Here is a 20,363-nt window from a genome sequence, read left to right as displayed (position 1 = left end):
GCGCCGGCGTTCCCCACTGACCGGTCATCACGGCCACCTCCCGTTCCCCGCGCTGCGCGCGCGCTTCTCAGGATGCAGGACGAACGGGCTGCCCGGGTAGTTGCCGGGGGGCGACGAACTGCCGCCCCAGTAAGGGGCAATACCGCCACATGGGGGATGGAAAGGTAAAGAAATGATCATAGGGTCGAACCGACCGGCCAGGGACCGACCCCGACAAGGAGACCACCCGCCATGGAGGCGACCACCACGCCGCCCGCTGTCTCGATCCGCGACCTGTGGAAGCGCTTCGGCGCACAGACCGCCGTCGCCGGACTCAACCTCGATCTGCCCGCCGGCTCGTTCATCGGACTGGTCGGCCCCAACGGCGCCGGCAAGACCACCACGCTGTCGATGGTCACCGGCCTGCTCCGGCCCGACCAGGGCACCGTGCTGATACACGGCGCCGACGTCTGGCAGGACCCGGTCGCGGTCAAGTCCCGGATCGGCATCCTGCCCGAGGGCCTGCGGATGTTCGAACGCCTCAGCGGACGCGAACTGCTCCAGTACAACGGGCGGTTGCGCGGCCTGCCCGGCCCGGAGACCGACCGGCGCGCCGAGGAACTGCTTGCCGTGCTCGACCTGACCGGCTCCGCCGACAAGCTGGTCGCCGACTACTCCACCGGCATGCGCAAGAAGATCGGCCTGGCCGCGGCGCTGCTGCACAACCCCGACGTGCTGTTCTTGGACGAGCCGTTCGAGGGCGTCGACCCGGTGTCCGCGCAGACCATCCGCGGCGTGCTCACCCGGTACGCCGCCTCCGGCTCCACGGTGGTGTTCTCCAGCCACGTCATGGAACTCGTCGAGTCGCTGTGCGACTGGGTCGCCGTGGTCAGCGCCGGGCGGGTGGTCGCCGCCGGGCCGCTCGATCAGGTGCGTGGCGAGACCTCGCTGCAGCAGGCGTTCCTCGGGCTGATCGGCGTCCGCGAGGACGACGGGCACGCGCTCGGCTGGCTCGGCGGGGGCCACCGGTGAGCACCACCTCCCCCACCACCTCCCGCACCGTCTCCCCCACCGCCGACGACCGGGCCGTCGTCCGCACGCTGGTCTCGCTCAAGGTCCGGCTGCTGCGCAACGGCCTGCGGCGCAGCCCCGGCCGGGCCGCCGGCTACCTGGCCGGCACCTGCTTCGGGCTGCTGTTCGGCGTGTCCGCGGCCGCCGGAATGGTGGTGCTGCGCGGGCACGCGGGCGCCGCCGACGTCGCCGTGATGCTCACCGCCGGACTGGCCGTCAGCTGGGCCGCCATGCCGCTGTTCTTCTTCGCCGGCGACGAGAGCGCCGACCCGACCCGGCTCACCATGCTGCCGCTGCGGCCGCGCGCCCTGCTGCGCGGCACCCTGATCGGCAGCCTGGTCGGACCCGGCCCGCTGGTCGGCCTGCTGCTGCTGATCGGCGCCGCCGTCACCGCCGGGCAGGGCGCCGCGTCCGCCGCCGTCGCGGTGCTCGCGGTGCCGCTCACCCTGCTGGTGCTGATCGCACTGAGCCGCTCGGTTGCCGCCGCCAACGCCCGGCTGCTGTCCAGCCGGCGCGGCAAGGACTTCGCGATCTTCGGCGGCCTGCTGTTCGCGGTGCTGATCCAGCTCGGCAACCTGGGCATGCAGAGCTCCTTCCGGAGCCCCGACCAGGGCCTCGACCTGTCGGTGCTGCAGCCGTACGCGGCGGTGCTGCGCTGGATCCCGCCGGTCTCCGCGATCGACGCGGTGCGCTCGGCCGGCGAGGGCTCCTACCTGGTCGCGGCGCTGCAACTCGCGCTCGCCGCCGGCCTGCTGACGGTGCTGCTGCGCTGGTGGCAGCGCAGCCTGCAGGCCCTGATGGTCTCCGGCGACGCCTCCACCCTGGTGGAGGCCTCCTCGGTGCACTCCGGTTCGGGCTCCCGCGCCTGGCGGCTGCTGCCCGCCGGCCGGGCCGGCACCGTCGCCCAGCGGCACCTGCGGTACACCTGGCGCGAGCCCCGCGCCAAGGCGGCGATCTTCACCGGCATCGGCATGACCTGCGTGATCGCGGCGATGTCGGTGGTCCAGGGCTGGGGCTCGGTGTACGTGATCGCGATCGGCGGGCTGATGCTCGGCCTGCAGTCCGGCAACCTGTTCGGCATGGACGGCTCCGGGTTCTGGATGGTCGCCTCCACCCTGATCACCCGTCGGGACGCCCGCGACGAACTGCGCGGCCGGGTGTACGCCATCCTCGCCCAGGGCGTCCTCGTGCTGCTGCTGGTCGGCTCGGTGCTGGCCGCCGTCACCGGCAGGTGGGCGGAACTCGCGCCCGCGCTCGGCGTGTCCTTCGCCGCCCTCGGCACCAGCGTCGGCCTGGGCAGCGTGATGAGCGTCTACGCCCCGTACGCGGTGCCCGCCGACGGCAACCCGATGCGCAGTGCCGCGCCCGGGCAGAACGGCGTGGTGATGCTCAACGCCTTCGGTTCGATGATCGGCGTCTCGCTGGGCTGCGCGCCGATCGGCATCGCCCTCGGCATCCTGCTGATCTCGCACCAGTCGCCCTGGCCGATCCTGCCGGTCGGCGTGCTGTACGGCGCCGGGATGGCCCTGCTCGGCATCCGGGTGGCGTCCGGCGGGCTGATCAAGCGGCTGCCGGAGGTCCTCGCCCGGGTGATCGAGCGCTGACCGTCCCCTTCCGGCCCCGGGCCCGCCGCTATCATGCGTGCGCGCCCGGGGCCGACCCGTGCGCACGGGGGAGGGAACACGATGCGCATCGCTGCGGAGGCCGGCCCGCACTACGGCTGGGTGGACAGCCCGCTCTGGCAGCAGACCGTGCTGCCGGTGCTCGTCATGCTGCTGGTGCTGCGGCTGATCACCGTCTTCGCCCTCGGCCGCAGTCAGCACGGCTACCGGGCCCGGCTGTTGAGCCGCGCGCGGCGGGCCCAGATCCGCACCCTGTTCGCCGGGGACGCCTCCCGCCGCCGGTCCGAACTGCGGGCGCTGTCCAGTGCGTACCCGCCGCAGTGGATCGCCTCCGCGGTGGAGCTCGTGCTGCCCGTGCTGATCGGCGGCGCTCTCACCGTGCTGATGTGGATCGCCGACCACTACCAATTCACGGAGTCGACGGATATCGCCGACCAGGTGATGGTGCGCACCACCCCGCCGTGGCTGGCGGCACGCGCGCTGCCGGCGCTGTTCGGCGGCCAGGGCGGGCTCGGCGCGGCGCTGACCGGTTTCGTGCTGACCGCGCTGTGGCAGCTGCTGTGGGCCCGTACCCGGTTCCTGGTGCTGTGCACCCGGATGCCGTCCGGCACCTGGGAGCACTCCTGGCTGCGCCGCTACCTGGTGCCGGTGCTCGCCGCCCAGTTCCTGCTGATGCCGCTGGTGCTGCCGAACGGCGCGCTGATCGCGCTGGTGGCGTGGCAGCTGTGCTCGCTGTACGCCACCCGTCGGCTGAACCTGCTGCCGATGGCCGCCGCCGCGCCGCCGCTGACGGGCGTCGCCGCGTCCGCCGAGGCGCCGGCCGGGGCGGTCCGGGACACCGTCGACACGCTCGGTGCGGCCGCCTCCGCCCGCCTGCAGTCGATCCGCGAGACCCGCGCGGCGCAGCGCACCCGCCGCGAGCGGGAGGCCGCCGCGCGGGCCGCCGTCGCGCAGACCGAGGCGGAGGTCGCCGCCCGGGACGCCGAGATCGCCCGGGCGGTGGTCGCCGAGTCCGAGGCGCTGCGGGCCGCCCGGGACGCCGAACAGGCCGAGGCGGCGGCCCGGTTCGCGGCCGAGCCCACGGTGAACGGCTCCCCCGCCGCCGCGGCCACGCCGACGGTGCTGGGCAGCACGGTGCGCGACCGGGACGGGCTGCCGACCGTCGACGCCAAGCCGATGCCGAACGGGGCGCCCACCGCGATCGGCGCGTACCGGCTGCTCGGGCTGATCGGCTCCGGCGGGTTCGGCACCGTCTACCTGGCGCGACGTCAGGGCTCCGCCACCCAGGTCGCGCTGAAGACCCTGCACGCCGACACCGAGCACGACGAGGAACTGCACCGCCGGTTCGAGAACGAGGCGAAGGTGCTGGCCCAGGCGCCCGCCGCGCACACCGCGCGGGTGCTGGACACCGGCGTCGCCGACGGCACCCCGTTCATCGCCATGGAGCTGCTCGACGGCCGCCCCCTGCAGGCCCTGCTGCGCGAGCGCGGCATCCTCGCCGACCCGGCCGCGCTGCGCGCGCTCGCGGTGGCGCTGGCCGTCGCGCTGGACGCCCTGCACCGCGGCGGTCTGGTGCACCGTGACCTGAAGCCGTCCAACATCATGATGACCAGCGACGGCCCCAAGCTGCTGGACTTCGGCATCTCGCTGATGGCCGACCACACCCGGCTGACCCGGACCGGCGGCATGGTCGGCACGCCCGTCTTCATGGCCCCGGAGCAGCTGGCCGAGGGCCCGGTCGGCCCGGCGGCGGACGTCTGGGCGTGGGCCTGCTGCCTGGTCTGCGCGGCGTACGGCGAGAGCCCGTTCGCCACCGCCAACCAGTACGTCGTGTACCACCGGATCGTCAACGAGGCCCCGTCCCCGGCCGGGATCGCCGCCGTCCGCGCGCTCGACCCGGCGCTGGCCGACGCCGTCGAGCGCGCCCTCGCCAAGGACCTCGCCGACCGCCCCGCCGACGGGGCGGCGCTGCTGGCGCTGCTCACCGCCGACGGCACCCCGGCGCCGCGACAGATCGCCCGCGGCTGGGAGGCCCTGGCCGGCTGACGGACTCGCCGGCAGGGGCGCTCCGGCATCATGGGGAGCGCCCCTCCCCCGTGCCCCCAGGAAGCAGGACCGCCGTGACCAGCACCGATCAGCCCGTGGACGAGCTGCTGGCGGAGGCGGTGGGCCGGGTGACGGGCGCGCCGGCGGACGGGTTGGAGTTCGTGGTGGACGGCGCGGCCTCGCTGCTGGCGGCGTCCACGGACCGGTGGCCGCTGGTGAGCCGGGCGCTGCTGGGCTTCGCGGACCGGGCGGTGGGCCGGTGCTGGGCGGCGGGCTGGCGGCCGGCCGACCTGGTGCGGGTGGCACGGCGCGAGCTGGGCCCGGTGCAGGTCGCCCTGGCGGTGGACCTGATCGCCGCGGAGGGCCGCCGGCACCCCGCCGCCGCGCTGGACCGCCGGTGGCGGGAGCAGCTGCGGGAGTTGGAGGCGGAGCCCTGGTGGCCGTCCGACGAGGCGTACCTGCAGGCGTTCGCGGACCGGCACCGGCTGGACCGGTTCGCGCTGGCCACGGCGGTGCTGGAGCTGCTGCGGACCTGGGCGCTGCTGCCGCCCGTCCAGCCGGTGGGCCCGGCGCCGGGGCAGTCCGCGCCGCGGGTGAGCGCGCCGCGCAGCGGGGAGCCGCGGATGCTGGGGCGGATCCGGGCGCTGCTGGCGAAGGCCGAGTCGACGGAGTTCCCGGACGAGGCGGAGGCGCTGACCGCGAAGGCCCAGGAGTTGATGGCGCGTCACTCGATCGACGAGGCGCTGCTGTCGGCGGGCGGCCCGTCGGCGGACGAGCCGGCAGCGCTGCGGATCGGCGTGGACAACCCGTACGAGGGCCCGAAGACGATGCTGCTGGACGCGGTGGCGGCGGCGAACCGGTGCCGGGTGGTGTGGGCGAAGGAGTTCGGGTTCTGCACGGTGATCGGGTTCGACGCCGACCTGGACTGCGTCGAGCTGCTGTACACCTCGCTGCTGGTGCAGGCGACTTCGGCGATGCAGCGGGCGGGCAGCCGCAAGCACAAGGACGGCGCGGCCCGGACGAAGGCGTTCCGGCAGTCGTTCCTGGTGGCGTACGCTGCGCGGATCCGGGAGCGGCTGGCGGAGGCCACCGAGCGGGCCACCGAGGACGCGGCGGCCGGGCGCCCCACCGAACCGGGCGAGCCGGGCGGTGTCGAGGACGGCGGCGGTTCGCTGCCGGTGCCGGCCCCGGACGGCGGGCTGCTGCCGGTACTGGCGGCCCGGGCGGAGGCCGTGGACGATGCGGTGGGCAGGATGTTCCCGAAGCTCGTGTCTCAGCGGGTGCGGGTGAGTGACGGCGAGGGCTGGGTCGAGGGCCGGGCCGCCGCCGACCGGGCCACGCTGCACCGGGGTTCGGGACGGATCGAGCGCTGACAGGGCGTCGGCGCAGCTCAACGAGGGGGGATTGCGGATGGAGTTCTCGGAGCGGGTGCGCGGCTCGCTGGTCGGCGGTGCGCTGGGCGACGCGCTGGGGTGGCCGATCGAGTTCCTGCGGCTGGACACCATCCGGCAGCGGCACGGCGAGGCCGGCCTGACCGACCTGGCGGACGCCGACCGCGGCGGCCAGATCACCGACGACACTCAGATGACCCTGTTCACCGCGGAGGGCCTGCTGCGTGGCGGCCGCCGCGAGGACCTGCACGCCGCGTACCGGCGCTGGTTCCAGACCCAACGGCTGCCGGGCCCCGAGCGTTTCCCGGACGGCTGGCTGGCCGGGCAGGAGTTCCTGTACGCGTCCCGCGCGCCGGGCAATGCCTGCATGACGGGCGTGGTGCTGGACTACACGGAGGCCGTCCCGTTCGGCCAGGAGGGCCCGGTGAACCCGGGTTCGAAGGGCTGCGGCACGGTGATGCGCTCGGCGCCGTTCGGACTGGCCGGCCTGGGCGCGGACGAGGCGTTCCGGCAGGCCGCGCTGGCCGCGCAGCTGACACACGGTCACCCGACGGGATATCTGGCGGCCGGTGCGTTCGCCGCGCTGATCGAACGGGTGTCGGCCGGGGTGCCGCTGCGGGCGGCGGTGGCCTCGACGCTGGCGAGGCTGGTGGCGATGCCGACCAACGCGGAGACCACCGAGGCGCTGCGCCGGGCGGTGCGGGTGGCCGACGAGGGCCCGGGTTCGCCGGAGTCGGTGGAGCGGGTCGGCCTGGGCTGGATCGCCGAGGAGTGCCTGGCCGTCGCGGTGTACGCGGCGTTGGTCGGTGCCGACGCCCGCGAGGCGCTGGTGCTGGCGGTCAACCACTCCGGCGACAGCGACTCCACCGGCGCGGTCTGCGGCAACCTGGTCGGCGCGATGTACGGCCTGTCCGCGCTGCCCGCCGACTGGTGCGCGATCGTCGAGGGCCGGGACGTCCTGCTGCAGGTCGCCGACGACCTGGTGTCCCACGCCCGCGGCGACCGGGCGGCGCTCGCCGACCGCTACCCGCTGCCGGTCGGGTGATCCGGTGGGCCTGAGTCTGGAGAAGGTGTCGGCCACCGCGCCCGGCCTGATCGACCTGTACAAGTCCGCGCGGGTGAGCCTGACCAAGCGCGGGCTCCAGCACGCCCGGGCCGCCGTCTACCTGGTGCTCGACCGCTCCGGCTCGATGCGGCCCCACTACCGGTCCGGGGCCGTCCAGCACTTCGCCGAGCAGGTGCTGGCGCTCTCGGCGCACCTCGACGACGACGGCCGGGTGCCGGTGGTCTTCTTCTCCACCGGGGTGGACGGCATCGCCGAGATCTCCCTCGACGACCACCTGAACCGGATCGGCCGCCTGCACTCCTCGTTGGGGCACCTGGGCCGGACCAACTACCACCTGGCGATGAAGGCGGTGATCCGCCACTACCAGCTCTCCGGCGCCACCGACCCGGCCCTGGTGGTGTTCCAGACCGACGGCGGCCCCACCTCCCGGGCGGCCGCCCGGGACATGCTCTGCCTGGCCGCCGAACTCCCGATCTACTGGCAGTTCGTGGGCTTCGGCGACCCCGCCGACCAGGAGTTCGCCTTCCTCCGCCGCCTCGACGAACTCCCCGTCCCCGCCCGCCGCCCGGTCGACAACGCCGGCTTCTTCCCCGCCGGCCAGGACCCGCGCGCCCACACCGACGCCGACCTGTACGACCACCTGCTGACCGGCTTCCCGGAGTGGCTCACCGCGGCCCGCGCTGCCGGGACCCTGGACGGCGGCTGACCGGCCTGTGCCGTGGTCGGCCTGCATCACCGACGTCGGGGGGACGTGGGAGCCGAATCAACTGCCCGCAGTGCCGGACGAGTACTCGCAGGTCTTCCCCTCGCGGGTCGCCGTGTGGAGCACCGCATACCTCTGCCAGCGCTGCCACGTCGTCTTCATCCCGGCCGGCTCGCTCGGCTCCCCCGAGGCGCAGGCCGCCCCGGTCCCCGCGTTCCGGGCACTGGTCGCGACGGTGGCGGCGGACCTCCGCTCGCGCGGGCTCCTGACGTAGCGGGACGTTCGCTCTCGCGTCAGTCCCAGAGCGCACCGAACGCGAGCAGCTCCTTGCGGTACTCGATCCGCTCCACCCACTCCCGCGGCCACGCGCCCTCGCCGTGCCGGGCGCCGGCGAAGGCGCCGGCCAGGCAGGCCAGGGAGTCGGAGTCGCCGGAGGAGACGGCGGCGCGGCGGACGGCGGCGACGGGGTCGTCGGGGAGCAGCAGGAAGCAGAGCAGGGCGGTGGCGAACGCTTCCTCGGCGACCCAGCCTTCGCCCGTCCGTTCGCAGGGGTCGGCGTCGACCTCTCCGGCGGCGAGGGCGGCGTCGAGGCGGTCGAGGGCGAGGAGGCACTCGTCCCAGCCGCGGGCGATGAACTCCTGCGGAGAGCCGAAGTGGCCCCGGGAGGCGAGGTCGCCGAGCCAGAACTCGTCGTAGTGGGTGCGTTGTTGGTGGGCGTGGGCGCGCAGGCGGGCGGGGAGTTCGGAGGGGTGGGTGCCCTGGGCGAGCCAGCGGACGGTGAACGCGGTGAGTTCGCTGGCGGCCAGCGCGGTCGGGTGGCCGTGGGTGAGGCCGGACTGCAGCTGGGAGGCGCCGGAGACCTGCCGGTCGGTCAGCTCGCGGACCAGGCCGAGCGGGGCGACCCGCATGTTCGCGCCGCAGCCCTTGGAACCGATGTCGGACGCGTCCTGCCAGGGCCGGCCGGTGGAGAGCCGGAAGCAGGACCGCAGACAGGTCATGCCGGGGGACCGGTTGTTGTCCGGGGAGCGCCACCAGTCCACGAACTCCTCGCGCAGCGGCAGTTCGAGGCGCAGCGGGACGAGCGGGCCCTCGGCGAGGCCGGTGCGCAGGGCGCGGGCGAGTGCCAGCGTCATCTGGGTGTCGTCGGTGACCTGGGCCTTCTTCGGCAGCGGGAGCTGCCGCCAGTCGGGGCTGAGCAGCCCGATCTCGTCCAGGTTCAGGAACTCGGTGCGCTTGCCGATGGCGTCGCCGATCGCCAGCCCCAGCATCGCTCCTGTCGCCCGCCCCACGGCATGCCCCTCTCAGACCTCGACCAGCAGTTCCTTGAGTCCGCGGATCACGTAGCCCGGGTTCCACTCGGGTTCGCGCACCAGCGTCAGCCCGGGGGCCTTGCGGAGCAGTGCGCCGTAGGACTCGGTGAGTTCAAGTCTGGCAAGGGGCGCGCCGAGACAGAAGTGAATTCCGGCGCCGAAGGTGATGTGCGGGTTGTCGGTGCGGCCGAGGTCGAGCCGGTCGGGGTCGGTGAACCGCTCGGGGTCGCGGTTGGCGGAGCCGAACAGCAGCGCCACCTCGGAGCCGCGCGGGATCCGCACGCCGCCGACCTCGATGTCCTCCAGCACCCAGCGTTCGAACATCTGCAGCGGGGTGTCGTACCGCATCAGTTCTTCGATCGCGGTGGGCAGCAGTTCGTCCACCGCGCCGCGCAGCCGGGCGAGTTCGCCGGGGTTGCGGAGCAGCGCCCACCAGCCGTTGCCGGTGGTGTTGACGGTCGCCTCGTGGCCGGCGTTCAGCAGCAGCACGCAGGTGGAGATCATCTCCTGCTCGCTGAGCACCTGCCCGTCCTCGACGGCCTGGGCCAGCGCGCTGATCAGGTCGGTGCCGGGTTCCTCGCGCCGGCGGCGGATCAACTCCCGCAGGTAGGCGGAGAATTCGAGGCTGGCGGTGACCGCCCGGCGGGCGGTGTCCTCGCTCGGGTTGAGCTCGAACATGCCGGTGATGTCGGCCGACCAGGGCCGCAGCAGGTGCCGGTCCGCCTCGGGGACGCCCAGCATCTCGGCGATCACGGCGACCGGCAGCGGCTCGGCGACCTTCGCGATCAGGTCGCCGCCGCCGTCGGCGAGCAGCCCGTCGACCAGTTCGCCGGCCAGCCGCCGCACGGTCGGGCGCAGCGACTCCACCATGCGCGGGGTGAACGCCTTGGCCACCAGCCGCCGGATCCGGGTGTGGTCGGGGCCCTCCAGGTCGAGCAGGCCGAAGTCGTTGAGGGTGTGGAACGGCTCGTGCGCGGGGTTCGGCGCGCCCTGCCCGAACTCCTCGTGGCTGAACCGGTGCGTGTAGGTGCGTCCCAGCCGCCGGTCCCGCAGCAGCGCGTTGACGTCCGCGTACCGGGACACCAGCCACTGGTCGCTCGGTTCGTAGTGGACGACCGGCGACTGCTCGCGCAGCACCGCGTACGCCGGGTACGGGTGGGCCACGAACTCGGCCGACCACGGGTCGAAGGCATCAAGCGCCATGGAGTTGTCTCCCTGCTCGTCAGATCGCCATCGTATGCCGCCCGACCTGCGGGTTTGTGCTCAGGCCCGGGCCAGGTCGCCGTTCACCAGCCGCCGGACCAGCTTCGGCAGCGCCTCCGAGATCGGCTCGCGGATCACCTCGTGCGCGGCCTCGTCGTACGCCGTGGGCTCGCCGTTGACGACGATCAGCTTCGCGCCGCGCTCCAGCGCGATCCGCGGCAGCAGCGCCGCCGGCATCACCTGCAGCGAACTGCCCACCGCCAGGAAGACCTGGCACGCCTTGGCGACCGCGTCCGCCTGCGCCAGCACCCGCTCGTCCAGGGCCTCGCCGAACATCACGGTGCGCGGACGCAGCACCCCGCCGCACTGCTCGCACGCCGGGTCGTCCTCCCCCGCCGCGACCCGCTCCAGCGCCGCCGCCATCGGACCGACCACCCGGCACCTGGCGCACTGCACCTCGGTGGCGGTGCCGTGCAGCTCGATCACTTTCCGGGCGGGCAGCCCGGCCGCCTGGTGCAGGCCGTCCACGTTCTGCGTCAGCACCCGCATCGGCACGCCCGCCCGTTCCAGGTCCGCCAGCGCCCGGTGCCCGGCGTTCGGCTCGGCACCGATCGCGCCGGCGTCCCGCCGCATCAGCCAGGACCGGCGGCGCACCTCCGTGCTCGCCAGGTACGGGCCGATCGTCACCGTCTCCTGCGCGCTCGGATCGCGCTGCCAGAGCCCCTGCGGGCCGCGGTAGTCGGGAATCCCCGAGTCCGTGGAGATCCCCGCCCCCGTCAACACCGCCACCATCGGACGCTTCTCGCTCATGCCCCGGACGGTACGGCCCGCAGCCGGTTCTGACCACCCGTTATCACCGGCCAGAACGCCACCAGGTACAGCGCCGCACCGACCGGCATGAAGTCCAGCGACGCCCCCATCAACACCGTGCCCACCAGCACCAGCACCGGGCTCCACCAGCGCACCACCCCGCGCACCGTCAGCCGCACCAGCAGCGCCAGCAGCCCCACGTACAGCATCATCGGCACCACCGTGTACACCAGCGGCATCACCCCCGGCACCGACTGAATCCGCTCGAACAGGTCCGAACGCGCCGCGTAGTCCGCGGAGACCGCGTTCGCGTACAGGTCGATGCCGCTCTGCGCCAGGCCGGCCACCACCCCCGCCAGACCAGCCCCCAGCCAGACGCGGCCCCAGACCCCCCGTTCACCACCGAGCCGCCACAGCTCCACCATGCCGAGACCCATCAGCACCATCCCCGCGAACAGCGCGAGGTGCCCGACCGTCCAGCCCGCCCCCACCCCCCGCGACCCCGGCACCAACCGCACCGCCCCGTACACCGCGAGCAGCCCCGCCGACCATCCCAGCGCCCGACGCCCCGTAACCATTGCCCAACCCCTTTGCGAGAGTGCCCTTTTCGACACCCCCAACCCTGCCGGGAGAGCCTGCGGCGCAACTCCCCCGCGACGGTGAAACGTCAGCCTCCCTCCCAAGTAGGAGACGGCGGGTGGACTGCGAGAGCGGGTGGACGCGAAGACAGGGGCGCGGGGAACTGCGCGAAGCGGAAGGCACCCACCAGCCAGGTCGCGACGCGGGACAATGACTTGCACTTGATCGCGACCTCACGGACGTGGTGTGCGCTTGTCGCGCAGTTCCCCGCGCCCCTGATTTCGCACCCCCTGCGTTCGCACCCTCATTCCCCTGCCGTCACCGCCCCCGCCTCGTACGCGAACACCACCGCATGCACCCGGTCCCGCAGCCCCAGCTTCTGCAGCAGGTTGCTCACGTGCGTCTTGACAGTGTGCTCACTCACCACCAGCTCCGCCGCGATCTCGGCGTTCGACATCCCCCGCGCCACCAGCCGCAGAGTCTCCAGCTCCCGGGCAGTGAGGGTGCCCAGGAGCAGACCCAGCGGCCGCGAGACGGCCAGCGCCCCGCCCGCCTTCCGCGCGGTGACCTCGCCGATGACCCGCCGGGTGACGGACGGCGCGAGCAGGGCCTCGCCGGAGTTGACGACGCGGACGGCATGGGCGAGGTCGTCGCGGCGGACGTCCTTGAGCAGGAAGCCACTCGCCCCGGCGTACAGCGCGTCGAACACATAATCATCAACATCAAAGGTGGTCAGCATGATCACCTTGCAGCGCGGAAACTCCGCACATACCCGCCGGGCAGCCTCCAGCCCGTCCATCACGGGCATGCGAACGTCCAGCAGCAGCACATCGGGATCATGCACGCGCACAGCGTCGATCGCCTGCTGCCCGTCTCCCGCCTCGGCGACGACCTCGATGTCGGGTTGGGCGTCGAGGATCATGCCGAATCCGGCGCGGACCAGTTCCTGGTCGTCGGCGATCACCACTCGTATGGTCAACTCAAGTTCCTTTCTCGGCCGTTCAGGCGTTGAGCGGCAGCACGGCAGCCACCAGGTAGCCCGGGCCGTCGGGTCGGGGGCCGGTTTCGACGGTGCCGCCGCAGGCGGCGGCGCGTTCCCGGATGGAGAGCAGGCCGCGTCCGCCGGAGCGCCCGTCGATCCCGGCCCCGACCGCAACAGCTGGCCCCCTCCCGTCGTCGGCGACCGAAACGGTCAGATCGGCACCGTCCCGAACGGCGACCCGCACCACGACCCGGCCCGCCCCGGCGTGCTTGACCACGTTGGTGAGGGCTTCCTGGACGATCCGGTAGGCCGCGGCCTGCACCTCCGCGGGCCCGGCCTCCTCGATGCGGGCGTCGACGTCGACGCCCGATTCGCGGACGCGGTCGAGGACCCCCGCGAGTTCGGCCAGCCGGGGCTGCGGGGCGAGCGCGGGCGCCGCCCCGTCCTCCTTGAGTACGCCGAGTACGCGCCGGAGCTGGACCATCGCGTCGCGTCCGGAGTCGGCGATGGCGTCGAAGGCGCGGATCGCCCGGTCGGGGTTGCTGCGCACGACCAGTGGGCCGGCTTCGGCCTGGACGACCATCAGGGAGACGGCGTGGGCGAGGATGTCGTGCATTTCGCGGGCGATCCGGCCGCGTTCCTCGGCGACGGCCCGGGCGGCGTCGCTGGCGGCGCGCAGCCCGGCCTGCCGGGCGCGTTCGGCCTCGACGCCGGCCAGCCGGCGCAGTTCGCGCACCAGCGAGCCGACCACGAAGCTGCCGACGGACACCACCAGGCTGAACAGCGCGCCGCCGAAGGAGTGGGTGCCGATCACGTTGCCGATCACCAGGACGGCCAGCAGCAAGGCGCGCTGCCAGTCCTTGCCGCGGTCGGCGGCGGTGTAGATGGCGACCGCCATGGCGACCTGGATCTGCGGCATCGCGAAGTGCGCCAGCACGGACAGCGCCATGGTGGGCAGCGAGCAGATCAGCAGCACCGCCCACGGCCACCGGCGCCGCCACCACAGCGGCACCGACCCGGCGAGCGCCAGCGCGTACGCCCACCATTTCCCGCCCGCGCCTTCCGGGTCGGTCCACACGCCCATGACCGAGACCCAGACCGCCAGCGCGACCAGCGGCAGGTCCACCGCCCACGGCCGGACCCTCCCCCAGGCCAGCAGGCCTTCCGTCCACTTCCCCATTCGCGCATCCTCTCGCATCGTCGGACGGCCGCCGCCCTCCCCGGGAACGCCGAAGGGCGCCCCCGACCGGGAGCGCCCTTGACGATGCGTCAATGACCGGGCGTCACAGCAGCCGCTTGATCTCTCCGCGCGCCCGGTAGAACCCGCCGGACGCGGACTCCCGCACCTCCGCCACCAGGTAGCGCGCCCCGGCGACGCGGACGTCCTTGGGGAACTGCACCCGCCAGGACGGGTCGAAGCCGGGCGACACCACCCGCACCCGCAGCCGGCTGCCGTCGGCGACGCACTCCACCTCGATGCCGCTGCCGGCCGCCGCGGTGACGCTGACGGTCTCCAGCACCGCGGACGACTCGACCCGGGCGAAGCCGCGGCCGCTGACCTCGGCGGTGGCCGGCAGGGTGCCCTGCTCGGCGGCCTGCACGGCGCCCGGCGAGGCGTCCAGGCAGGCCAGCGAGCCGTCGGTGGTGACGACGTACAGCCGCCCGTCGCGGTACTGCATGCTGTACGCGGAGCCGCAGCCGGTGCCGAGCTTCCACAGCCGGGTGCCGTCGGCGGCGAAGCAGTACACCGACGAGTGGTTGTCACCGGCGAACACGTACTCGCCGTCCGGGGAGGCCGCGCAGGAGAACACCGCGGCGTCGCACTTGTACGCGGTGACCTCGGCGCCGTCGGACTTGCGCAGCCGGTGCACCCAGCCCTGCGAGGTGCCGGCGAACACCTCGTCCCGTTCCTGCCAGCCGAACAGCACCTGGCCCTTGGTGCGGGTGTGCCACTGCTGGTCGCCGCCGCGCTTCGCGTACCGGCTGACGCCCGCCGAGTAGCCGTGGTAGACGGAGTCGGCGTCGCAGCGCACCATCCAGCCGGCGCTGCCGTCGGCCTTCCGCCGCCACTGGAACTCGTCCTCGTGGTCGACGGTGGTCAGCCCGCCGCGCGCGTCGGCGACGCCGAGCACGCCGTCGTGGATGTCCAGCCAGTAGATGTCGACGTCCTGGGCGATCTCGTACGCCACCCGCGGCACCTTGCCGCCCAGGTCGTACACCTTGCCGTCGTCGCAGCCCGCGTAGATCCACCAGTCGTCGGCGACGATGCACTTGACGCCGTCGGGGAGGCCGAACCGGCCGGTGACCTCGCCGTCCCGGGTCAGCGTGTAGACGTCGCCGCTCTCGTTGCCGACCCAGGCGTGGTCCTCGCCGACGTACACCCCGAACGCGGGCGAGCCGGAGCGGAAGCGCCACAGCAGCGGCGCCTGGCGGGCGGTGGAGCGGGTCGAGGTGATCTCCCGGCGGGTCACCGCCCGGCGCTGGCGCACGCCCTGGACGGCCGGCGCGTAGCCCTTGCGGACCTTCTCGCCGATCTTCTTGGCGGCCGTCGCGGCGGCCTTCTCCGTGCTCGGGCACACCGTGGTCTTGGTCGTCCCCGGCTCGCCGATCCGGCCGTAGCGGATCGTCAACTCCGCGCCCTTGACCGTGACTTCGTAGAACTTGTGGGCACTGCCCTGGTCCTCGGAGAGTTCCAGGTAGGTCACCTGCGGGTCTGCGGAAACGGTGGCAGACATGGCCGACGCCCCTTTCGGGCACAGAGTTCGGGGGGTGCCGGCGGGGCCTTCGCCGCCTGCCGACACACCTCAATCTAGGCCCTGCCACCGACAGCCCCGACGGCCGGTCAGCTGTTGTACACCTGCACACCGCCGCTGTCGGCGCGGGCGATCACGACGTGCGGCGCGCCGGGGGTCGAGGGCACCTTCACCTCGGTGCCGCCGCTGTCGGCGCGCGCGTCCACCTGGTACTGCTCCCCCGACGGCACCTTCACCTGCACGCCGCCGGACTCGGTGGTCATCTCCGCCCGGGCCGGCGCCTCGGCGAACCGGGCGTTCACGCCGCCGGACTCCACGGACATCTTCACGTTCTTGGACTTCAGCCCGAAGGCGTCGATCCCGCCGGAGCTCACCTTGGCGTCCACGTCGCCCGCCACGTCGTGCAGCTGGATGCCGCCGCTGGTCTGCTTGAGCGTCAGCTTCGTCCCCGCCGGGACGTGCACCTCGTAGCCGATCCCGCAGTTGTCGCAGGAGTACGTCAGCTTCAGCACCCCGTCCTTGAGCTCGTGGACGCCCTGCGGCTCCTCGTCACTCCAGGCGCGCTTCTCCACCACCCGCACCGGCCCGTCGCCGACCCGGACGTCGATCCCGCCACTGGTCCCGTCGACCACCAGCTGATCGACCTGCCCGGGCACCTCGTACGACACCGTCTTGCGCTGCTGGTTGCCCCACGGCCCGCAGCCCACTGCCCCGACCACCAGCAGTCCCACGACCGCCGCCGCCCCCATGATCCGCTTCACCGCGGCCTCCTTTCGACTTCCCCAAGTCTCCCGTGCCCCGGGGACCCTCCGCCTCCCTCCACGGAGTGGTTCGACCGCCTCCGTCCCCAGGGGGATCCCCTAGGTGAAGCGAGGGCCGGAAACGCCGCAGGGCGGCCACCCCGAGTGGGGTGACCGCCCTGCGGTTCAACCGAAAGATCAGCCGAAGGATCAGCCGGTGTACGGACCGTAGTCGTAGTCGTCCAGCGGGACGGCCTGACCGGAGCCCGCGCCGAACGGCGACAGGTCGTAGTCGTCGTAGCCGACGGCCGAGTACATCGCGGCCTTGGCCTCTTCGGTCGGCTCGACCCGGATGTTGCGGTAGCGGGGCAGACCCGTACCGGCCGGGATGAGCTTACCGAGGATGACGTTCTCCTTGAGGCCCAGCAGCGGGTCCGACTTGGCGTGGATCGCCGCGTCGGTCAGCACCCGGGTAGTCTCCTGGAAGGAGGCGGCCGACAGCCAGGACTCGGTGGCCAGCGAGGCCTTGGTGATACCCATCAGCTGCGGACGGCCGGAGGCGGGGTGGCCGCCCTCGGACACCACGCGGCGGTTCTCCTGCTCGAAGCGGCCGCGCTCGACCAGCTCGCCCGGCAGCAGCTCGGCGTCGCCCGACTCGATGATCGTCACGCGGCGGAGCATCTGCCGGATGATGATCTCGATGTGCTTGTCGTGGATCGACACGCCCTGCGAGTTGTAGACCTTCTGGACTTCGGCGACCAGGTGGATCTGGACGGCACGCTGGCCCATGATCCGCAGCACGTCGTGCGGGTTGGTGGCACCGACGGTCAGCTTCTGGCCGACCTCGACCGCCTCGCCTTCGCTGACGAGCAGCTTGACGCGCTTGGAGACCGGGTAAGCGATCTCGTCCGTGCCGTCGTCCGGCGTGACGACGACCTTGCGGGTCTTCTCGGTGTCCTCGATGCGGACCCGACCCTGCGCCTCCGAGATCGGGGCGACACCCTTCGGGGTACGCGCCTCGAAGAGCTCGACGACACGCGGCAGACCCTGGGTGATGTCGTCACCGGCCACACCACCGGTGTGGAAGGTACGCATGGTCAGCTGGGTACCGGGCTCACCGATGGACTGGGCGGCGATGATGCCGACCGCCTCACCGATGTCGACCAGCTTGCCGGTGGCCAGCGAGCGGCCGTAGCAGAAGGCACAGGTGCCGACCGCCGACTCACAGGTCAGGATCGAGCGGACCTTGACCGCGCTGACGCCGTGCCGGATCAGCTCGTCCATCAGGACGTCGCCGAGGTCGGTGTTGGCGGTCGCGATCAGCTTGCCGTCGACAGTGATGTCCTCGGCGAGCATGCGGGCGTACACGCTGGTCTCGACGTCGTCGGCCTTGCGCAGCACACCGTCCGCGCCGACCTGGCCGATCTCCAGCTTGAGGCCGCGCTCGGTGCCGCAGTCCTCCTCGCGGATGATCACGTCCTGCGAGACGTCCACCAGACGACGGGTCAGGTAACCCGAGTCAGCGGTACGCAGCGCGGTGTCGGCCAGACCCTTACGGGCACCGTGGGTGGAGATGAAGTACTCCAGCACGGACAGGCCCTCACGGAACGAGGCCTTGATGGGACGCGCGATGGTCTCGTTCTTCGCGTTCGACACCAGACCACGCATACCGGCGATCTGACGCATCTGCATCATGTTTCCTCGAGCACCCGAGTCGACCATCATGAAGATGGGGTTCGTCTTCGGGAAGTTCGCGGCCATCGCGTCGGCGACCTCGTTGGTCGCGCGGGTCCAAATGCCGATGAGCTCGGACTTGCGCTCGTTGTCCGTGATCAGACCGCGCTCGTACTGGCGCTGGACCTTCTCCGCCTGCGCCTCGTAGCCCTCCAGGATGGCGGGCTTGCTCGGCGGGACGATGACGTCCGAGATCGAGACGGTGACACCGGAACGGGTCGACCAGTGGAAGCCGGCCGCCTTCAGGTTGTCGAGCGCCGCGGCGACGACGACCTTCGGGTAACGCTCGGCGAGGTCGTTGACGATCGCCGAGAGCTGCTTCTTGCCGATCTCGTAGTCGACGAACGGGTAGTCCTCGGGCAGCAGCTCGTTGAAGAGCGCCCGGCCCAGCGTGGTGGTGATCCGGAACGGCTCACCCTCGTGCCAGGTCGGCTGCCCGTCCTCGTCCACCGGCGGGGTCCAGCCGCGCGGCGGGACGGTGCCGGCGGCCATGCGCAGGTCGATGGTGGCCTGGACGTCCAGCTCGCGGGCGTCGAAGGCCATGATCGCCTCGGCGGTCGAGGAGAAGGAACGGCCCTTGCCCTTGACCTCCTCGCGGTCCGAGGTGAGGAAGAACAGGCCCAGCACCATGTCCTGGGTCGGCATGGTGACGGGGCGACCGTCGGCCGGCTTCAGGATGTTGTTCGAGGACAGCATCAGGATGCGGGCCTCGGCCTGCGCCTCCGCGGACAGCGGCAGGTGCACGGCCATCTGGTCACCGTCGAAGTCCGCGTTGAACGCGGTGCAGACGAGCGGGTGGATCTGGATGGCCTTGCCCTCGACCAGCTGCGGCTCGAAGGCCTGGATGCCGAGGCGGTGCAGGGTGGGCGCACGGTTCAGCAGAACCGGGTGCTCGGCGATGACCTCTTCGAGGACGTCCCACACCACGGGGCGGGCGCGCTCGACCATGCGCTTGGCCGACTTGATGTTCTGCGCGTGGTTCAGGTCGACCAGGCGCTTCATCACGAACGGCTTGAAGAGCTCCAGCGCCATGGCCTTCGGCAGACCGCACTGGTGCAGCTTGAGCTGCGGGCCGACGACGATGACCGAACGGGCCGAGTAGTCGACTCGCTTGCCGAGCAGGTTCTGACGGAAACGACCCTGCTTGCCCTTCAGCATGTCGCTGAGGGACTTCAGCGGGCGGTTGCCCGGACCGGTGACCGGACGGCCACGACGGCCGTTGTCGAACAGCGCGTCGACGGCCTCCTGCAGCATGCGCTTCTCGTTGTTCACGATGATCTCGGGCGCGCCGAGGTCGAGAAGCCGCTTCAGGCGGTTGTTGCGGTTGATGACGCGGCGGTACAGGTCGTTCAGGTCGGAGGTGGCGAAGCGGCCACCGTCGAGCTGGACCATCGGACGCAGGTCCGGCGGGATCACCGGGACGCAGTCCAGAACCATGCCCTTGGGCTTGTTGCTGGTCTGCAGGAAGGCGGAGACGACCTTGAGGCGCTTGAGCGCACGGGTCTTCTTCTGGCCCTTGCCGGTACGGATGATCTCGCGGAGGCGCTCGGCCTCCTCGCCCAGGTCGAAGGACTCGAGGCGGTCCTTGAGGGCCGCCGCGCCCATCGAGCCGGAGAAGTAGGTGCCGAAGCGGTCACGCAGCTCGCGGTAGAGCAGCTCGTCGCCCTCGAGGTCCTGGACCTTGAGGTTCTTGAAGCGGGCCCACACCTCGTCCAGGCGGTCGATCTCGCGCTGGGTGCGGTCGCGGAGCTGCTTCATCTCGCGCTCGGCGCCCTCACGCACCTTGCGGCGGACGTCGGCCTTGGCGCCCTCGGCCTCCAGCTCGGCCAGGTCGGACTCGGCCTTCTTGGCCCGGGCCTCCAGGTCGGAGTCACGGCGGTTCTCGATCTGCTGGCGCTCGACCGAGACGTGCGCCTCCAGGGAGGGGAGGTCGCGCTGACGGCGCTCGTCGTCCACCCAGGTGATCATGTAGGCGGCGAAGTAGATGACCTTCTCGAGGTCCTTCGGCGCGAGGTCGAGCAGGTAGCCCAGACGCGACGGGACACCCTTGAAGTACCAGATGTGGGTGACCGGGGCGGCCAGCTCGATGTGGCCCATCCGCTCACGGCGCACCTTGGCGCGGGTCACCTCGACGCCGCAGCGCTCACAGATGATGCCCTTGAAGCGGACGCGCTTGTACTTACCGCAGTAGCACTCCCAGTCCCGGGTGGGACCGAAGATCTTCTCGCAGAAAAGGCCGTCCTTTTCCGGCTTCAGCGTGCGGTAGTTGATGGTCTCCGGCTTCTTCACCTCGCCGTGCGACCACTGGCGGATGTCGTCGGCGGTGGCCAGTCCGATGCGGAGCTCGTCGAAGAAGTTGACGTCAAGCACTGGT

General features: G+C 72.3%; 16 protein-coding genes. 7 read left to right on the top strand and 9 right to left on the bottom strand.

The genetic code is table 11. The features are described 5' to 3' along the window. Positions 1-231 precede the first annotated feature (231 nt). The 7 genes from ACFYS8_RS24900 (at position 232) to ACFYS8_RS24870 (ending at position 8,152) form a co-directional block, all read left to right on the top strand. On the top strand, positions 232-1,011 hold the full coding sequence (locus ACFYS8_RS24900; RefSeq protein WP_387644442.1) for an ABC transporter ATP-binding protein: 780 nt from the start codon (positions 232-234) through the stop codon (positions 1,009-1,011). Next, positions 1,008-2,654 carry a transporter gene (locus ACFYS8_RS24895; RefSeq protein WP_387644440.1) on the top strand — a complete coding sequence of 549 codons (1,647 nt, stop codon included), beginning with the start codon at positions 1,008-1,010 and terminating at the stop codon, positions 2,652-2,654. The genes ACFYS8_RS24900 and ACFYS8_RS24895 overlap by 4 nt, the downstream gene beginning before the upstream one ends. Before the next feature lie 81 nt (positions 2,655-2,735). After that, positions 2,736-4,718, top strand: a complete 1,983-nt coding sequence (locus tag ACFYS8_RS24890; RefSeq protein WP_387644437.1) for a serine/threonine-protein kinase — start codon at positions 2,736-2,738, stop codon at positions 4,716-4,718. A gap of 74 nt (positions 4,719-4,792) precedes the next feature. Next, positions 4,793-6,091: a DUF2786 domain-containing protein gene (locus tag ACFYS8_RS24885; protein WP_387644435.1), complete on the top strand. Its 1,299-nt coding sequence runs from the start codon at positions 4,793-4,795 to the stop codon at positions 6,089-6,091. Between the two features lie 37 nt (positions 6,092-6,128). Further along, positions 6,129-7,154: an ADP-ribosylglycohydrolase family protein gene (locus ACFYS8_RS24880; RefSeq protein WP_387644432.1), complete on the top strand. Its 1,026-nt coding sequence runs from the start codon at positions 6,129-6,131 to the stop codon at positions 7,152-7,154. 4 nt (positions 7,155-7,158) lie between these two features. Then, positions 7,159-7,881 carry a VWA domain-containing protein gene (locus tag ACFYS8_RS24875; RefSeq protein ID WP_387644430.1) on the top strand — a complete coding sequence of 241 codons (723 nt, stop codon included), beginning with the start codon at positions 7,159-7,161 and terminating at the stop codon, positions 7,879-7,881. Between the two features lie 70 nt (positions 7,882-7,951). Then, positions 7,952-8,152, top strand: coding sequence for a hypothetical protein (locus tag ACFYS8_RS24870; protein ID WP_387644427.1), 201 nt, complete (start codon positions 7,952-7,954; stop codon positions 8,150-8,152). Positions 8,153-8,171: 19 nt separating this feature from the next. Here ACFYS8_RS24870 and ACFYS8_RS24865 read toward each other — a convergent pair whose 3' ends face one another. The 9 genes from ACFYS8_RS24865 to ACFYS8_RS24825 form a co-directional block, all read right to left on the bottom strand. Further along, positions 8,172-9,146 carry an ADP-ribosylglycohydrolase family protein gene (locus tag ACFYS8_RS24865; protein ID WP_387644424.1) on the bottom strand — a complete coding sequence of 325 codons (975 nt, stop codon included), beginning with the start codon at positions 9,144-9,146 and terminating at the stop codon, positions 8,172-8,174. A gap of 33 nt (positions 9,147-9,179) precedes the next feature. After that, positions 9,180-10,391, bottom strand: a complete 1,212-nt coding sequence (locus ACFYS8_RS24860; protein ID WP_387644421.1) for a cytochrome P450 — start codon at positions 10,389-10,391, stop codon at positions 9,180-9,182. Between the two features lie 60 nt (positions 10,392-10,451). Then, positions 10,452-11,201 (bottom strand): NAD-dependent deacetylase, encoded by a 750-nt coding sequence (locus ACFYS8_RS24855; protein ID WP_387644419.1) that lies wholly within the window; start codon positions 11,199-11,201, stop codon positions 10,452-10,454. Further along, entirely contained in the window at positions 11,198-11,779 is a 582-nt protein-coding gene (locus ACFYS8_RS24850; RefSeq protein WP_387644417.1) for a hypothetical protein, read from the bottom strand. The genes ACFYS8_RS24855 and ACFYS8_RS24850 overlap by 4 nt, the downstream gene beginning before the upstream one ends. A 305-nt stretch (positions 11,780-12,084) precedes the next feature. Beyond that, entirely contained in the window at positions 12,085-12,759 is a 675-nt protein-coding gene (locus ACFYS8_RS24845) for a response regulator (protein WP_387644415.1), read from the bottom strand. A 22-nt stretch (positions 12,760-12,781) separates the two neighbouring features. Further along, complete coding sequence (locus tag ACFYS8_RS24840; protein ID WP_387644413.1) at positions 12,782-13,942, bottom strand: sensor histidine kinase; 1,161 nt, start codon at positions 13,940-13,942, stop codon at positions 12,782-12,784. Positions 13,943-14,045: 103 nt separating this feature from the next. Beyond that, complete coding sequence (locus ACFYS8_RS24835; protein WP_387644410.1) at positions 14,046-15,497, bottom strand: WGR domain-containing protein; 1,452 nt, start codon at positions 15,495-15,497, stop codon at positions 14,046-14,048. 107 nt (positions 15,498-15,604) lie between these two features. Then, positions 15,605-16,276: a DUF4097 family beta strand repeat-containing protein gene (locus ACFYS8_RS24830; RefSeq protein WP_387644408.1), complete on the bottom strand. Its 672-nt coding sequence runs from the start codon at positions 16,274-16,276 to the stop codon at positions 15,605-15,607. 189 nt (positions 16,277-16,465) lie between these two features. Then, entirely contained in the window at positions 16,466-20,359 is a 3,894-nt protein-coding gene (locus tag ACFYS8_RS24825; RefSeq protein ID WP_387644405.1) for a DNA-directed RNA polymerase subunit beta', read from the bottom strand. Between the last annotated feature and the right edge of the window lie 4 nt (positions 20,360-20,363).

It is taken from the genome of Kitasatospora sp. NPDC004615 (assembly GCF_042873545.1).
Classification (GTDB): Bacteria; Actinomycetota; Actinomycetes; order Streptomycetales; family Streptomycetaceae; genus Kitasatospora.
The sequence above is the reverse complement of the archived record's forward strand: the minus strand, read 5'-3'. Positions and strand labels throughout refer to the sequence as shown.

Excerpts from the sequence above, each read along its gene's own strand:
- ACFYS8_RS24900 (WP_387644442.1), top strand. The coding sequence starts at position 232 with ATGGAGGCGACCACCACGCCGCCCGCTGTCTCGATCCGCGACCTGTGG.
- ACFYS8_RS24890 (WP_387644437.1), top strand. The coding sequence starts at position 2,736 with ATGCGCATCGCTGCGGAGGCCGGCCCGCACTACGGCTGGGTGGACAGC.
- ACFYS8_RS24880 (WP_387644432.1), top strand. The coding sequence starts at position 6,129 with ATGGAGTTCTCGGAGCGGGTGCGCGGCTCGCTGGTCGGCGGTGCGCTG.
- ACFYS8_RS24865 (WP_387644424.1), bottom strand. The coding sequence starts at position 9,146 with ATGCTGGGGCTGGCGATCGGCGACGCCATCGGCAAGCGCACCGAGTTC.
- ACFYS8_RS24860 (WP_387644421.1), bottom strand. The coding sequence starts at position 10,391 with ATGGCGCTTGATGCCTTCGACCCGTGGTCGGCCGAGTTCGTGGCCCAC.
- ACFYS8_RS24855 (WP_387644419.1), bottom strand. The coding sequence starts at position 11,201 with ATGAGCGAGAAGCGTCCGATGGTGGCGGTGTTGACGGGGGCGGGGATC.
- ACFYS8_RS24850 (WP_387644417.1), bottom strand. The coding sequence starts at position 11,779 with ATGGTTACGGGGCGTCGGGCGCTGGGATGGTCGGCGGGGCTGCTCGCG.
- ACFYS8_RS24840 (WP_387644413.1), bottom strand. The coding sequence starts at position 13,942 with ATGGGGAAGTGGACGGAAGGCCTGCTGGCCTGGGGGAGGGTCCGGCCG.
- ACFYS8_RS24835 (WP_387644410.1), bottom strand. The coding sequence starts at position 15,497 with ATGTCTGCCACCGTTTCCGCAGACCCGCAGGTGACCTACCTGGAACTC.